This is a genomic window from Neochlamydia sp. EPS4 (assembly GCF_000813665.1).
Lineage (GTDB): Bacteria > Chlamydiota > Chlamydiia > Chlamydiales > Parachlamydiaceae > Neochlamydia.
Window position 1 is genome coordinate 38,268 of the sequence record NZ_JSDQ01000047.1, and the last position, 15,636, is coordinate 53,903.

The 15,636-nt window shown below is 38.7% G+C and carries 8 protein-coding genes, 1 tRNA gene and 1 pseudogene; 9 read left to right on the top strand and 1 reads right to left on the bottom strand.

Going from position 1 to position 15,636, the window contains the following annotated elements; all coding sequences use genetic code 11:
* Positions 1-113 precede the first annotated feature (113 nt).
* Positions 114-4,439 (top strand): ubiquitin carboxyl-terminal hydrolase, encoded by a 4,326-nt coding sequence (locus DB42_RS04385; RefSeq protein ID WP_162180755.1) that lies wholly within the window; start codon positions 114-116, stop codon positions 4,437-4,439.
* A gap of 520 nt (positions 4,440-4,959) precedes the next feature.
* Positions 4,960-5,092 (top strand): annotated as a pseudogene (locus DB42_RS11590) (IS5/IS1182 family transposase); the annotation flags it as partial.
* A 515-nt stretch (positions 5,093-5,607) separates the two neighbouring features.
* Here the strand turns inward: DB42_RS11590 and DB42_RS04390 are convergent.
* A complete protein-coding gene (locus DB42_RS04390; RefSeq protein ID WP_052435978.1) occupies positions 5,608-8,664 on the bottom strand; it encodes a glycine--tRNA ligase in 3,057 nt (1,018 codons plus the stop codon).
* Positions 8,665-9,143: 479 nt separating this feature from the next.
* On the opposite strand from DB42_RS04390, the gene rlmN reads away from it, so the two are divergent.
* The 7 genes from rlmN (at position 9,144) to rpmI (ending at position 15,553) form a co-directional block, all read left to right on the top strand.
* Positions 9,144-10,211, top strand: a complete 1,068-nt coding sequence (rlmN, locus tag DB42_RS04395) for a 23S rRNA (adenine(2503)-C(2))-methyltransferase RlmN (protein ID WP_039385752.1) — start codon at positions 9,144-9,146, stop codon at positions 10,209-10,211.
* A gap of 112 nt (positions 10,212-10,323) precedes the next feature.
* Positions 10,324-10,533, top strand: coding sequence for a DUF6444 domain-containing protein (locus tag DB42_RS04400; protein WP_155117421.1), 210 nt, complete (start codon positions 10,324-10,326; stop codon positions 10,531-10,533).
* A gap of 419 nt (positions 10,534-10,952) precedes the next feature.
* On the top strand, positions 10,953-12,782 hold the full coding sequence (gene uvrC, locus DB42_RS04410; protein WP_044881911.1) for an excinuclease ABC subunit UvrC: 1,830 nt from the start codon (positions 10,953-10,955) through the stop codon (positions 12,780-12,782).
* Positions 12,783-12,878: 96 nt separating this feature from the next.
* Positions 12,879-12,955 (top strand) — tRNA-Val (locus DB42_RS04415).
* A 10-nt stretch (positions 12,956-12,965) separates the two neighbouring features.
* Entirely contained in the window at positions 12,966-14,666 is a 1,701-nt protein-coding gene (locus DB42_RS04420) for a threonine--tRNA ligase (protein WP_162180756.1), read from the top strand.
* A gap of 80 nt (positions 14,667-14,746) precedes the next feature.
* On the top strand, positions 14,747-15,325 hold the full coding sequence (gene infC / locus DB42_RS04425) for a translation initiation factor IF-3 (RefSeq protein ID WP_368665344.1): 579 nt from the start codon (positions 14,747-14,749) through the stop codon (positions 15,323-15,325).
* A 33-nt stretch (positions 15,326-15,358) separates the two neighbouring features.
* Positions 15,359-15,553 carry a 50S ribosomal protein L35 gene (rpmI, locus tag DB42_RS04430; RefSeq protein ID WP_039385743.1) on the top strand — a complete coding sequence of 65 codons (195 nt, stop codon included), beginning with the start codon at positions 15,359-15,361 and terminating at the stop codon, positions 15,551-15,553.
* Positions 15,554-15,636: the final 83 nt, after the last annotated feature.

Here is a 15,636-nt window from a genome sequence, read left to right on the forward strand (position 1 = left end):
CTAAGTTTGCGCAATGGGTAACCATGATGAATACAGACTCTGATGAGAAATTTCAGGGAGAAAATATTCATTTCGTGTTCTTTACTTATTGTGAGGTAAAAAAAGCTAAATCCATGGTGAAAAAAATTAAAGTTGAGAACACCACGCAAAAAGTTAAGCAGGCTTGGGAACTATTTGCATTGACAACAAATGACGGCTGGCAGGTAGTCAAATCATATGCAGACTTTCAAGCTCCTATTAAATGGGCTTTACGCGTCATGGATCCTAAACTCACCTCTACAGAAACTAAATCTCTCGCTGGGCACCAAGATTCTTCAACAGAAACTTACCATCAAGAATATGCCTTAAAAGAACATGAAACGGCAACAGTATGGCACTATTTTAAAGGATTTGGAACCCATTTTAAGCTGGGATCCTCACTCTATAATCCCGAATATAAGCTCTCAGCATTTACTCAACCAAAATCTAAAAAAGGCCTTAAAAAGGAAAAGGTGAGTAAGATTTCTGTTGATGTAGGTGTTGGTAGAATTATTATTGGATCTTCGATGACGATGCAACAACATATAGAAATTCTTAAGCATCTAGCGTGTATTTCTCGGGGTGACGATACGTATCGCTCAGAGGAAAATAAACAGGTAAAAGAAGAGGATGATACTGCTTTTCGTTATTTAGAGAATATTCAGAATGTAGAGGAGGCTTTAGTGCCTACCTTGAATAATGCTCTTTTGATATTAGTTTGGGAATATTATAAAAACAAACAGCCGATAGGAGAACTTTATTTCGTTCATCGCTATTATAAAGATTTCTACAGGTCGGGTGAATTTACCTTAATGTATGAAAAAGAGAATAAGATAAGTTATCAGTATCGTCCTTCATTAAATGAAATTTTAGAAACTTTACGTTTTCTGTTCGGTCAAATTGCTACTTTCGAAGAGTTTGCAACTAAATTTAGTAGAGTTAAGCTTAAGTTCAATCGAAAAAACCCTTATTTTGCACTAAAAGAATTCATTCATGGAGAAATGCGCTATAAGGGAAATGTTTTTTTTCGTATCGATGGACTTTGGTTGCAGATAAAAGCGGATCATTTAGCTGTTTTACAACGTGCTTTTTATATTTTAATTGATAAACATCTGATTGACACAAAAGATCCCCAAGCTAGTGGGCAATTGGGGAAGCCATGGCTTGCTAAAAAAGAGTGGGCCACATTTACAGCTGAATTGGCTTTAGAAAAGACTGAAGTGCAAGAAAAACAGCTAAAAAATTATTTAGAAGAGCTATGCAAAAGAGAATTTTGCTTTATCAATGAAAAGGGGGTTGTAATCTATCCTACTCCAACGCGTTGTCTCTTAGAAAATGAGGGAATGCCGGCAAATTTTACAAAAGCTGTTTCTAAAAATTGGGAGGGACTCAGCCTCCTGCTGACTGACAAGAAGGACAGAAAAGAGGTCCTAAAACCACAGGAATTAGGCGTTTTTTTTAGTAAAAAAAATAGTGAAGAATATGCAAAGGATCTATTTAAACTTTTACAGAAGAAATATCCTGTTTTAAGCCGTTTGTCGGGAAATGCTAAAAAGATATGTATTTTAAGAGAAGATGGCACTCCTACTCTTTCTGATTTAAGTGCATTTATTTTTAAGGGAATAAATCTTAAGAATAATAAGAAGGCAATCGGAAAGCTTTTAACGGAAAAAATGAAGAATAATCATGCTTGCGAGATAAATGATTTTAAAGAACGTTTGAATATAAAGGAGCGATTTGCTAAAGCTATTTTCAAAGAGCTAAGTAAGCCAATACCCATGCCTGAACAAAAACTTTATGGATCTCGCTACTTAATGCAGGGGCCTTTACCTGCATATTTTGAAGCATCCGAGCCGCTTATCGATTTTTTAAATGAGCAGCATAATAACTACAAGTTGGTTTTGCAAGAAGAGGGATATAATCGACTTTATTTGGAGACGCCTGGTTTTCTAGTCTGTGATCAGGTCTACGCAGGGAAAAGGGAAAAGGTGGAACTCTTTGACCTACTAAAATTTGGTAAGGACGAGGAGGATCTTTACCTTTATCATGTTAAGGAAGGCTTTGCCCAACCCACCCGTATTGCTTGTGCGCAAATACGTGAAGCTGCAATCAATGTTTTGAATGCGCGTGTTGGAAAAGCGGAAATGTTGCGTAAACTTTATTATCAAGTAATAGATGTCAAAGATGCGAGTCCTTTTCGCCAAAAATTGAAGAAATCATTCAAGGCATTACCTCTCGTTGAAAATGAAAATGATCCTTCCGATCGATTCGTACAGTTATTTAAAAGGGATTTAAATAAAATCTGCTTTGTCTACGCTTTTATTGATAGTGCTGAGGGGGCGGAGCGTTTTTTAATCGATGAGAAAAATCCTGGATATGAGTTTAGAAAAGAAGATTTTGATAAACTTTCTTCACAAAAAAGCTCTAGTTCCACAAAGCTTTATAAATTTTTAAAGAGCCAAGAATACCTAGATAAGTACGGTCGTGTGGGTGATAAATTCTTGCGCCTTATAAAAGAGGAATTTTGTGCGGAGATGTTAGAAGGGGGATGGTCACATAAGATTGCGGGAAAGGTCTATGAAAGGGTTCATCAGCAACTTTCTCAATTTGACTCTATGGTCGCTAAAATTGAGTTATTGCATTTAGAGGAGTTCCTAAAACTTAAGGGATTCGGCTTTAAGATTTGCCAAATTCCTCGCAGTGCGAATATAGATGTTTCAAAACCTGGCTTTTTCCAATGGTCTTCTCTTTCACAAAAGAAGTGGAGAGCAGCAAGTTTACCTTTAGACGCTTCATTCAAATATGAAGACCAGGTATATCATCGCTCGGAAAAGGCTATAAATCTACTTGGAGTACTGGCTAGCTTATTCGAGCTAAGTATGGAACAGGTTAATGAAAAGGAGCTGCGCTTGAAGATGTGTAAGTTGTTTTTGAAAAAAAAATCGGCTGATCGTAAAATTTTTCTTGACTACTTCTCTAAACTTTCCGAAAAGTTTAAGAATAAATCCAAAACTGAAATTAATTCCTTTTCATTAAGCCCTAAATTAAATTTGCTACTTCAAAATAAAAGTCAGAATTTTGAAAAGTCTTTTGAAGAGATTTTTACCTCGTATTTGGATTCCCTCATCTATTCGACCTTTTTGCTTGAGCACGAAGAATTGGAGCTTGTAGCCATGCTCCTCGATAGAAAGATTGTGTTTTTGGCCCAAAACCGTGAAAAAATCGTGAATTCAAGAAAACCATTAAAGGTAATCAACTTGAATGGTAAACAACGCGTTATCTATATCCAGGAGGGGCTTCTTTACTATCCATGTCAATCACCAGAAAAGACTCACGCAACTTCAGATATAGAGTCAGATATAGACAGTGATTCCTTAGAAGAAATTTCTGCAGAGAATAGTGAGGAAAAATACTCGCTGAGTTTAACGCAAGAGCGACAATCAGAAATACTTTCTAATTTGGGCTCAGTTGGAATAATAAATGTTAATAATGACTGTTTTTTCATTTCTGCCATGCAATTACTTTTTCACACGCCATTACTTCTTCATCTAGTAGATGAAAAGAATCTAGAAAATAAAAAAAACTTAAAGAAATTAGGCAAAAAAACTTTGAATGCTCAACAATTAAGGGGGCTACTTTTAGAAATGGCTTTGGAATATGGTATCGAATCTGATAGCTGTGCTAGCAATCTTAATAGCGAAAGGGACGCGATGGTAACCTTTTCTAGACAGAAGATGCGTACGCTTTTAGGGTTTTCAACAAATGGTCAAGAAGATGCGGCAGAGGCTATCGTAAAAACGTGCGAGCATTACAATATGGCCAGCTGGAACTCTACTTTTACAAGATCTCGCCAAGTAAATTTAGCTAAGAAAAAGTCAGTTAAAGGAAAAAAAATTGAAAACTATTCTAAGATCAACGCAAAAGATAAAATTGAAAATTTTGAGGAGACCTTCATTTTGCCCTTAACAATTTCTGATAAAACGGAAAATCTTCAAGATATGATAAACGAATTATTTTGCTCCCATAAGGAGAATGCTGAGCTTACTTTTGTTCAAAATGGTAAAGTTTATATTGTAAATAATTATAGGGAGCAATTAAATATTGTTAATATGAAAGAGATAATTTTCTTTCAAATTATGCGTTTTCAACCAGCTGAAGATGGCAATGGTTTTATAAAAGTTGTTAAGTCAATTAACATTAACAAACAGATCAAAATTGGCCAACAAAAATATACCTTGAAGGGGTTTATCGTTCATAAGGGTGATACAAAAAATACTGGTCACTATCTCGCATACTGCTTGACTTCCAAGGGATGGCAGCTTTTTGAAGATGGTAAAAAGCCGCAGCGATTAGATGAAGATGAAATATTAAATGAAGCTAAAGAGGGTTATATCTTCTATTACCATAAAATTAATAATTAATTTAGAAAGGTTGCATTTTCAGGAAAACTTTGTTAGCGCTACAGTGGTAATTAACCCCCATATCCAGCCTTGTTGGGTAAATGATAAGAAGGGTATGCGATAAGACTGCTCTTTAGCGCTTAAGAGCTATAAAATTTAATTTGATAAGATAAAAATATAGACAAGCTTTGAGAAAAAACTTACCTATTACCTACGTAATGGATCTGGTTATACTATAGCTTTAGTGGAAAGAAAAAATATAACTTTATGGTTCTAGGGGTTGAGGTTATTGAAGATAGAGGGAAAATAAAAGTACGGGCAGGAAGGGATTCATAAGAATTTATTCCGTTGAAGCTATCCTAAGCGTGTTGATGATTAAAGCCGCTTATCATTTCTCTATGAGTTGTGCGAGGACTTCTCCTGTCTCTGATTGCTTTGCTGACCTTCAAGACTCCTTATTCCTTGTTATGTCTGCTTCAACAGGCGTGCTAAAGAGCTAGGACAAGAATCGAAGAGGTTAAGCCGTAAGCTTCCAACAGGCATAGTCTTTGATTCCTCTGGGGTGAAGGTCTATGGCGAAGGAGAATGGAAAGTGCGTTAGCATGCATGGCAAAACAAAGTGGAGGACTTGGAGAGAGATTCACTTAAGCATTTGCTCAAATTCCCCTGAGATTATTTTTAAGCGAGTTGACAAAGAGCAATAGCGCCGATGATTTAGTGGCAACTCAAATGATATCCAAGTTACCAAAGAGTGTAATAACCGCTCATGGCGATGGTGCTTACGATAAATCCACTTTCTATCGATCATCCAAGTTCAGCAGATAGATCTTTTAGTACCTCTCAGAAGAGGAGGAGGGTTAAGCCAAGAGACGGACAAGCCCTAGATGAAAAAAGGAAATGATGCTTTAAAAGTCATTCAAGGCTTTAGAGGAGAGAATGAGGGCAGGGAGCCTTGGAAGAAGCTTTTGAGGAGATTTCCCCTCTAGGAAACTAGCCTATTAACGAGCAGAGCTATACACTAAACCTCTAGCTATCAATAAAATGACAAAGCTTGGAAGGCTCAAAGGGCATTGGGTGCTAGCTTAAGTGATAAGCCTAGTATAAGGCTGCGCCTTAAAGAGATGGGCTATTAAATCATTTACCTAACAAGGTTCACATATCATTGACCTTTATTCACAGACTTCAAAAACTATTTCTCACTAATTTTACTAAAGTCTAGCAATTGAGAGAACATGTCAAAAACGCGCTGCAGCAAAGCTATACGGTTGTCTCGCAATTTTAGATCATCCGTCAAGATTTTAACTTCATCAAAAAGCTGGGCTAAAGCTGGTTGAATATCTGCAATTAATTCGTAAGCCTTATCATAATCATGCGAGATAATTGCTTGGGTAAGTTGTATTTGCTTTTGGTCTAGTAAAGCATCCAAGTTTTTCTCAGCATTTTCTTTAAGTAATTCTTTTGAAAAAGCTGTACTTGGGATGTTTGCTAACTGACCTTTAGCTCTTTTATAGACTTCAAAGAGAAGGGGGAACTTTTTGTTTGTTTGTCTGAAATGATGAAGGGATTTAGCTTTGCAAAAAGTATCGTAGATATCACTAAAGTTAGCAGAAAGAGAAGCTTCAATTTCATCTTTAGAAAGTTCATATTCTTGGAAAACTGATTTAATACGGTTGGTAATAAAAGCTTCTATCTCTTGTAATAAATGCTCTTTATCTTCTATTAGAGCTTCAGGGAAATGATCAAAACATTGCCGGAAGACCTCCATTAAGGGTAAGCGGTAGCGCCCATTAATAAGCATTTTAATCACGCCGAGAGTCTGGCGCCTTAGCGCATAAGGGTCACTAGAAGAGGTAGGCTTAAGATTTACACAGTAGCAACCAATTAAATTATCGATTTTGTCCGCAAGGCTTACTAAGGTGCCTGTAAGGGTTTGGGGTAAAGGAGCGTTTTCTCCTCGGGGCATCCAATGTTCATCCAGGGCTGCGGCTACCTCTGGATCCTCGCCTGAAGCTAGAGCATAGTATTTTCCTATCGTACCTTGTAGGTTAGGAAATTCATAAACCATTTCTGAGGCTAAATCGGCTTTACATAACCAAGCTGCTCGCTTAGCTTTTTCCAAATTGCCTCTGTTAAGCAATTTTTGCAAAATCTCTACATGGGAAACAATTCGTTTAACCTTATCCCATACGCTCCCTAAGTGAGCTTGGAAAGTCACTTGTTTGAGCTTCTCATTGTAAAAATCTAAGGATACTTTCAAGCCTTGCTCATATAAAAAAGCTCCATCAGAGAGCCTAGCTGATAAGACACGCTCATTACCGGCCCGTATGTAATCCGAAGGATTGTTGTCAGCGGTGATAATGAAGATGTTTTGTAGCTGACCGCGAGCATCGGTAACAGGAAAATATTTTTGATGTTCCACCATCTCAGAAATTAACACTTCTTTAGGAACATTAAGAAAAGAGGCATTGAAGTAGGCATAAGTTACTTGGGGCCACTCCACCAAGTTCAAGACTTGCGGGATGACAGCCTCTCGGCAGATAATTTTTGCTTGTAAGGACTGTTCTAGCTTATCTAGGACAGTAATGATGGTATCTTCTCTTTCCGCCATGTCTACCATCACCTGATGTTTCTTCAAAATTTCCACATAGTCTTGGGCTTTATCAAGAGCAAAAGCCTCCGGGCATAGCTGACGATGCCCAAAAGATTTTCGACCGGCCTGAATATTGCCCACGCTAAAGGGAATAATGTGAGTGCCATGAAGGCAGGTGATCCAGCGCAGAGGACGTGCGTAAGAAATTTCACAAGAACCCCAGCGCATTTTTTTAGGAAAATCGAGATTCAAAATGAGATTGGGTAAGTTTTTAGCTAAGATGTGTGCTGTCGGTATTCCTGGTGTTTCCATGGAGGCAAATAGATAATCGATTCCTTTGATTTGCTGAATGCGCACGGAGCCGCAGGGAGCTTCACGGATAGCAGCTAAGGAAATAGGGGGAATGCCAAGAGAGCGAAAGAAACCTTCACCCGCTGGTTTTAATTGCCCATCGATGCTATAGGCTTGCTCTAAAGATGGCCCTTTTTTTTCTAAGATTTGGGGGGGCTTAAGATAAGGAAGATCTTCAACATACAAGGTCAGGCGACGAGGAGTCCCATAAGTTTTAATATCTCCGTGAGCGATACTTTCTTTATTTAAAAAAGCTTTAAATGTTTTCTCTAGATTTTGACAGCCTAAGCTGACAAAGGAAGCGGGGAGCTCTTCGGAGCCAATTTCTAAAAGAAAAGCCTCTTTTTTATTAGGATCAAGTATTTCGATTTCTTCTTCTCTGGAAAGAGTAGGAGCTATAATCTCTTCAATTTCGGATAGAGGCGTAGAGTTAAATTTGCCTAGTAAGGGGTAGTTTAGCTGTTCGCGGCTCTTTGTATAACTTTCGGCAATTTGCTTAGTAAGATTACGTATACGTGCAATATAACCTGTTCGCTCAGTAACAGAAATGGCGCCGCGTGCATCCAGAATATTAAAAGCATGCGAAGCTTTCATGACAAAATCATAGGCGGGTAGCGGCAAGCTTGCAGCCATTAATGCTTGAGCCTCTTTTTCAAAATCATTAAAGTGTCGAAACCACATTTCTGTTGAAGCATTTTCGAAATTGTAATGGCTCCATTCGACTTCATTACGGTGATAAATATCTTTATAGGTAATCTCTTCATTCCATTGTAAATCAAAGATGTTATTGACTTTTTGTAGATACATGGCCAAGCGCTCAATGCCATAGGTAATCTCACCGGTGATAGGTTTTAAATTGAGGCCCCCTACGCATTGAAAATAAGTAAATTGGGTAACTTCCATCCCATCCATCCAGACTTCCCATCCTAATCCCCAAGCTCCAAGTGTAGGGGCCTCCCAATCATCATGAACAAAGCGGATATCATGCTCACTCAGGTTAAAGCCAATAGCTTCTAAGGATTTTAGATAAAGATCCTGTATATGCGAGGGTGAGGGCTTGAGAATCACCTGGTATTGAAAATAGTGTTGAAGCCGGTTGGGATTGGTTCCATAACGTCCATCTGCAGGGCGGCGTGAGGGCTCAATGTAAGCTGCACGATAAGGCTCGGGACCTAAGCAGCGTAGAAAGGTGGCAGGGTTAAAGGTCCCTGCTCCTACTTCAAGATCATATCCTTGATGGATAATACACCCTTGCTGTTCCCAAAAAAGCGAGAGACGTCTTAAAACTTCCTGAAAGGTAATCATGTAGATACTCATTTTTTATGAAAGGCATGATGTTATCTTATTTAAGAAAAATAACGCTACATTTTCATCATCTTCACTTCTCTCCTATTCCTTTCCCTTTTATTTTTTATTATATAGCCCAAAAGTTCTCTACTTGCGCTTTTCATTTTTTAAATAGCTTAAGCTGAACCATCTCTAGCTAGCAAATCGTGAAAATCTAAGGGAAAACCCTTCTAACTATTCAATAAGTAGCTTTCTACACCTTTAGTTATATGTATAACTTTATCTATCCTTACCAGGGAAATTGGCCTTTAATAAAAAAATATAAGAGGTAAGGCAGCTTGCCTTACCCTAACGAGCAAGTCTTAAGCAGGTTTTACAGATCTTTAGTAGGCTTGTTTTTCTAACGCCAGCTAAAATAATTAGTAAGGAATTAACTAGTAGTTATTTAATACATATGGTATGCTGCACTATAAATAAAATTATTGATTGAGAAAATAATGACAAATTTTTGTGACCTAACCTATTCAGAACTTGTAGATTGGCTAGAAACTTATGAGGAAAAAAAGTTTCATGCACGCCAACTCTTTGAATGGGTGTATAAAAAATCGATCCTGGATTGGGATTTGATGTCTAACCTGAGTAAGCCTCTGCGTGAAAAGCTAAAAAAGGGCTTGTTGTTGCCTACCTTGCAATTGGTAAAAGTTACCCCTTCCACAGACTTAGAAACTTATAAATTTCTCTGGAAGTTAAGGGATGGTAATCTGGTCGAATCTGTACTGATTTGCTCTGGTGATCGTCGTACAGTTTGTGTTTCCTCGCAAGTAGGATGTCCTGCTAACTGCGCCTTTTGCGCTTCAGGAAAGCAAGGTTTTTTTCGCAATCTCCGACCTGGGGAAATTGTCGAGCAGATCGTGCAAATTAACCATTGGTTAAAGCAAAAAGAAGAACGTGTTTGTCATGTGGTTTACATGGGAATGGGTGAGCCCCTTAAAAACTATGAGGCCGTGATGAAATCCATTCATCTGATCATTGATGAGGAAACTCTTAACATTTCTCAAAGAAGAATTACAGTCTCTACGGTAGGAATTGTGGATGGAATCAAGCGTCTAAGCACAGAAAATCTTAAAGTCAATTTGGTTCTTTCTCTTCATGCTCCTAATCAAAATATTCGCAAAAAAATTATTCCCTATGCTCGTAAATATCCTTTGGAAGATATTTTAGCTGCTATGGATGAATATAGTATGAAAACGAAGCGCGATATTACCTATGAATATACTCTGATTGCGGGCATCAATGATCATCCTGATCATGCGCATGAATTGGCTCATCTATTAAAAGGCAAGCAATGTACAGTTAATCTAATTCCCTATAATCCTATTCCAAATGTGAGGCTGCAGAGGCCTGATAGAAAAGCGATTAAAGAATTTAGAAGCGTTTTGTTTGGATGCAAGATCGTTAACACTTGCCGTTACACCAAAGGTGATGACATTGCAGCAGCTTGTGGGCAATTGGCAATGCAGCAGCAAAACTTGCCAAAGCCTGCCTTAGCGATGATGCCAGAGTAAACACAAGTGATCTGCTTTTTAATCAATTGAGGGGAATGCCTTACGCAACTGCTAATCGAGAAGTACGCTTTCAGCACTCTTGCTAAAAAAAAGCTTAAGTAGTAGGTTTTTAATGATGAAGCCCACCTATGAAGATCTTTTCATACTTGTCCAGCATCAGAGCCAAATGGTTTTTGAGCAGGAGCAGACGATTAAGCGCCTTGAAAAGCGCATTCTAGAGCTTGAAAAAATGCTAAATCTTCCTCCAATCAATAGCTCTAAAGGGCCCAGCTCTGAGCGAAAGAAAAATCGTCAGTCTCCTAAAAGGGGAGCCAAGCCTTAAACCTAAAGGTTATTCACCACTATTACTCCCTAAAGAATAAAGGCTACCCTTCTTTCATTTTTGTTTATCGGCCAGTTTTGTGGATTCAGTTAAACCAAAGATTGCTCCATGAATCTCTAGCAGGATAGCATGAAAAAATGACAAGAAAAAATTGTTAAACCTTTAAGAAATTGGCCTAACAAGCGGTTGATGGATAAAATAGGGAGTGGTAGGGTCTAAACACTTGGTAGTAAAGCTTTTTAGGGAGGACCTGTTTAAGCTTTCTTTTCCTAGTTGGCTACATTTAAAAGGAAGGAAAAGCTTTAAAGAAAAGATTTTTTTCTGGCCTTCTAGGGAGGAAGAGAAAAGCATTTTTATTTATTAGGTTGCTTAAGATAAGAAGCTCCCTTTAAAATTATGCTCTGAAATAAAAGGTATTTATGTCTTTTGATCTCAAAAAACTCGATCTTTTTCCTACCCAGCCTGGCGTTTACTTGATGAAGGGGGAGCAAAATGAGATTCTTTATGTGGGCAAAGCTAACAATTTGCGTCAACGGGTCAAGCAATATTTTGCTGCAGGTAGAGATGGGCGTATAATGGTCCCTTTTTTAATTGCAAAGGTTGAAGAAATTGATACGATTATTGTTAATTCAGAAAAAGAAGCTTTGTTATTAGAAAATAATCTGATTAAGCAATACCAGCCTAGGTATAATGCTTTACTCAAAGATGATAAAAGTTATATTGCTTTAAAAATTAACAATCGACATCCCTGGCCTATGGTCAGCCTTATACGGTATCGAGGTAAACCTAAATCCGATGGTTACTATTTTGGACCTTATACAAGTGCTCTAGCTGCTCGCCATACTTTAGATTTAATTCAACGCATTTTTCCCTTAAGGCAATGTTCTGATCAGGAGCTGGTTCGTCGTCATCGCCCCTGCATTCTTTATGATATCAAACGTTGCATAGCCCCTTGTGTCAATAAATGTACAAAAGAAGAGTATGATCATTATATGGATGGGGCTATCAAGTTTTTAAGGGGGCAAGATAAGGAAGTTTTGCAAGATTTAAAAGCTGAAATGGAGCGTCAGTCGGAAGCTTTAGAGTTTGAAAGGGCAGGAGAGATTTTACAGACCATTCGTCAGATTGAGAAAACGATTGAAACACAAAAAGTAGATAAACCTCTCGGGGAGGATGCGGATGCTTTTGGAATTTTCCGTCAAGGCGATGAAGCTATTCTTTGCCAGCTTTTATTTAGGGCAGGCAAGCTTGTAGGATCAAGGCGCCATAACTTTAGTCAGATCGCTCAAAATGATCATGAGCTGCTCGAATCTTTCCTATTACAAAATTATGATGAGCAAGCTGAATTGCCTCATGAAATTTTACTTTCCGCGCCCGTTGATAATTCTTCGGCTATTGCTGAAATTCTCTCTAGTCAAAGAAAAAGAGGAGTGCGCATCTATCATCCTCAGAGGGGTAACAAATTAGCGATGGTTGAAATGGCTATTGCTAATGCCAAAGCTTCTTTTCATCAAGAAAAAGATTTGCAAGCGGTTAGGGAGCGAACCTTATTAGAAATGGAAGAGAAATTCCATTTAAATAGGTATCCTGAGCGCATTGAATGTTTTGATATTTCTAATATTGCAGGCACCAACATTGTCGCTACGATGGTTGCCTTTACTAACGGCCAAAAAGACTCCAATCGTTATCGAAAGTATAAGATTCGTACGATCGACCAATCGAATGACTATGCTTCTATGCAAGAGGCTTTAAGCAGACGTTATCTAAGAGCTAAAGAAGAAAATGATTTACCTGATTTGCTGATTGTGGATGGAGGAAAAGGACATCTTAACATGGCTTTAAAGCTCCTAGCAGATTTAGATATCGCCACGGTCGATGTGATCGGCTTAGCAAAAGAAAGGGGACGACACGATCGCGGCATGACAGAAGAGCAGGTCTTCTTGCCAGGTGTTAAAGATCCTCTTTTATTGCATAAGACCTCACCCGTTTTGTTTTTACTCCAGCAAATTCGTGATGAAGCTCACCGTACTGCTATCACCTACCATCGCCATTTAAGAACAAAAAAAACAATTAAAAGTTCCCTTGATGATATCCCAGGGATAGGCCCTAAAAAACGTTCCTTGCTCCTAAAGTATTTCGGTAGCGTTAAAAAATTAAGGGAAGCTTCCCTAGAAGAGATCTCTCAACTTCCTCGCCTTACCCAAAAAGATATAAAAGCTTTAACCGAATATTTAAAAAATGCTAAATGATGGGACTGCTTAAATAGTAAAAATTAAGAGATTATTCTTTTTTGATTGAATAAATTCAGCGCTCTCCGTTAACATGCCTTCTTCACTAATCCCGATGGGATATTAGCTCAGTTGGTTAGAGCGCCACGTTGACATCGTGGAGGTCAGCTGTTCGAGTCAGCTATATCCCACCATTTTATGGTTATGACAAATTCGCTAAAAACTCTAAGACAATCGGCTGCAGAGTTATTAGCGCTTGCTATGTGTAGCCTTTTTCCAAAAGCACAGCTATTCCAAGGGGAGGCCACGGATGTGGGCTTCTACTACGATTTTTTTCTTCCCGAAGCTATTACTCACGAGCAATTCTTGTATATCGAAGAGCGCATGCGTGACTTTATGCGGCAAAGCCTTTCGTTCAAGCCCATGGAAATGATGCGCAAAAATGCTATCGAGCTGTTTAAACATCAGGGGCAATCCCTTAAAGTTATTTTATTAAAAGCTTGTGCAGAGACCTTAGTGCATGTTTGTCAAGTGGGTGAGTTTTACGATTGGGTGGCGCCTCCTTTTGTTGAGACGACTAAGCAGGTGGGGGTCTTTAAATTATTAGAGATAAGTTCTTTTAAAGTTTCCTTGGCGGGTAGGCCTAATCTTTCATTAACACGCATCCAGGGGGCCGTATTCCCTGAAAGCTATAGCCTTAAGCAATTTCTGAAGAAAAGAGAGATTGCCAAGCAATGCGATCATCGACAACTGGGCAAGCAGATGAACCTATTTACTAGCTTGGACGAGACGTGCCCGGGCTGCTGGACCTGGTATCCTAAAGGAGTTCTTCTTCGCGAAATATTGCTAAATTGGTTGAAAGCCGAGTATCAACAGCAGGGATGTCAATGGATAACCACTCCCGCATTGCTAAAGCAGCCTTTTGCCGATTCAACAGAGCCTTTGGCTTTACGTTTTGAGTCTGAAGGAGCAGCTTATGTTTTATGTGCGACTAAAGCATCTTTGCACGCCTCTCTTTACAAATCTAAGCCACATTCTTACCAAGAACTGCCCCTCTCTTACGCAGAATACGCTGAATTTTACAATCAGGGGAAAGAGATCCACCAGTGGGGAATGTTAAGGTCGCGTTCCTTTTATGCCGATCAGTCTCATATTTTCTGTTCTGCTGAGCAACTTTTAGATGTGCTCATTTCTTCCTTGCAATTCATTAATAAAACTATTAAGATAATGGGATTTGAGATCCAATGGCATCTGATTGCTAAAAGCACAAAGTATAAGAAGGCTCCTAAAAAGTGGGAGGAATCTCAAGCTAATTTAGTCAGAGCCTTGGATGTAAGCGGCTTTAAATATGTGATTGACAAAGAGCCGCAAGATTATTATGGTCCTGCTATAGAGGCGCGATTCACCGATATCCTGGGGCGCGATTGGAAAAGCTCTTGCATTTATATTGATTTGTATCATCCCGATAAGATGGGCTTGTCCTATCCAGGGCAAGATGGCATAATGCATGTGCCGGTCATGGTAGGTCGAGCAGTACTAGGTTCAATTGAACGTTTAACAGCTATTCTCCTTGAACACTACGCCGGGAACCTGCCTTTATGGCTTGCTCCTGAACAGATACGCGTGATTCCGGAGATGAATAAAAACCTCGATTATGCTATTCAGGTATTTGAGGAGATAAAAAAAGCTGGTTTCCGTGTGAGCATGGATGATTCTACTCACAGTGCTGCGCTAAAAATCCAGGCCGCTCACCATGAGAAAATCCCTTATCTTGTAAGAATAGGGGATAAAGAAGAGGAAAATCGCACCGTTATATTTAAGAAATATCAGCAAGAAAGCGTGCAAGAGGAAGTTTTAAATAAATTTCTTGAGCAATTGAAATTAGAAAACGAATTAAAAGCTTAAATGAAGTCTACCTCTTTAAGAAAGAGGTCTAATAAAAACTAAGAAGTGCAAGGTGACATCTTTGTGCTTCTATAACGAAGGTGGAATTTCGGTTGAAAGTTAACAGAGAAATACGTGCTCCGCGCGTTCGTTTGATTACGCAAACTGGTGAGCAAATTGGTGTAGTCCCTTTGCATGAGGCCTTAGCGAGAGCTGAAGAAGATGGATTAGATTTGGTAGAAATATCAGCAGGCTCTAATCCACCCGTATGTAAGATTATCAACTACGGCAAATTCCGTTACGATCAAACGAAACGGGAAAAAGAGAGTAAGAAAGCTCAACATCAAGTTAAAGTAAAAGAAATTAAGGTCAAGCCGAATATTGATATCCATGACCTAGAGACAAAAATTAGACATGCTCGAGATTTTATTGCTAAAGGCAATAAAGTCAAGTTAACATGCATGTTTAGAGGGCGAGAGATGGCTCATCCAGAGATTGGAGAAAAGGTTCTTCGCAAAGTGTGCGAAGATTTAGAAGAAATCGCTACTGTAGAGTCTCCTTCTAAGCTATTTGGAAGAATGCTCATTGTCATATTAGCACCTGGTGGAAAGAAGAAAAAAGAAGGCGCGAAAGGCCTCTCGAATGAGAGCCAGCCTACCAGGGAAGAAGAAAGCGCATAGGCAAAATGAAAAGATATGTAGGGAGAAGTTCACGTGCCTAAGATGAAAACAAAAAAGGCTGTTGCGGCCAGATTCAAATTGACGGCAACTGGTAAGCTCAAAAGAGGGCGTCCAGGTAAGCGGCATATTTTGAATAAAAAAACACCTAAGCGTAAACGCCAGCTATCCAAACCGGCGTTAGTTAATGATGCGCACTTGAAAACGTACAAACGATTAATGTGCGTATAAAATATAGATCTGACTAGCTAAAAGTCAGAAAAATGAATGAAACGATCTAATATTTTAATAATTAAAGAATTAGACAAATAACA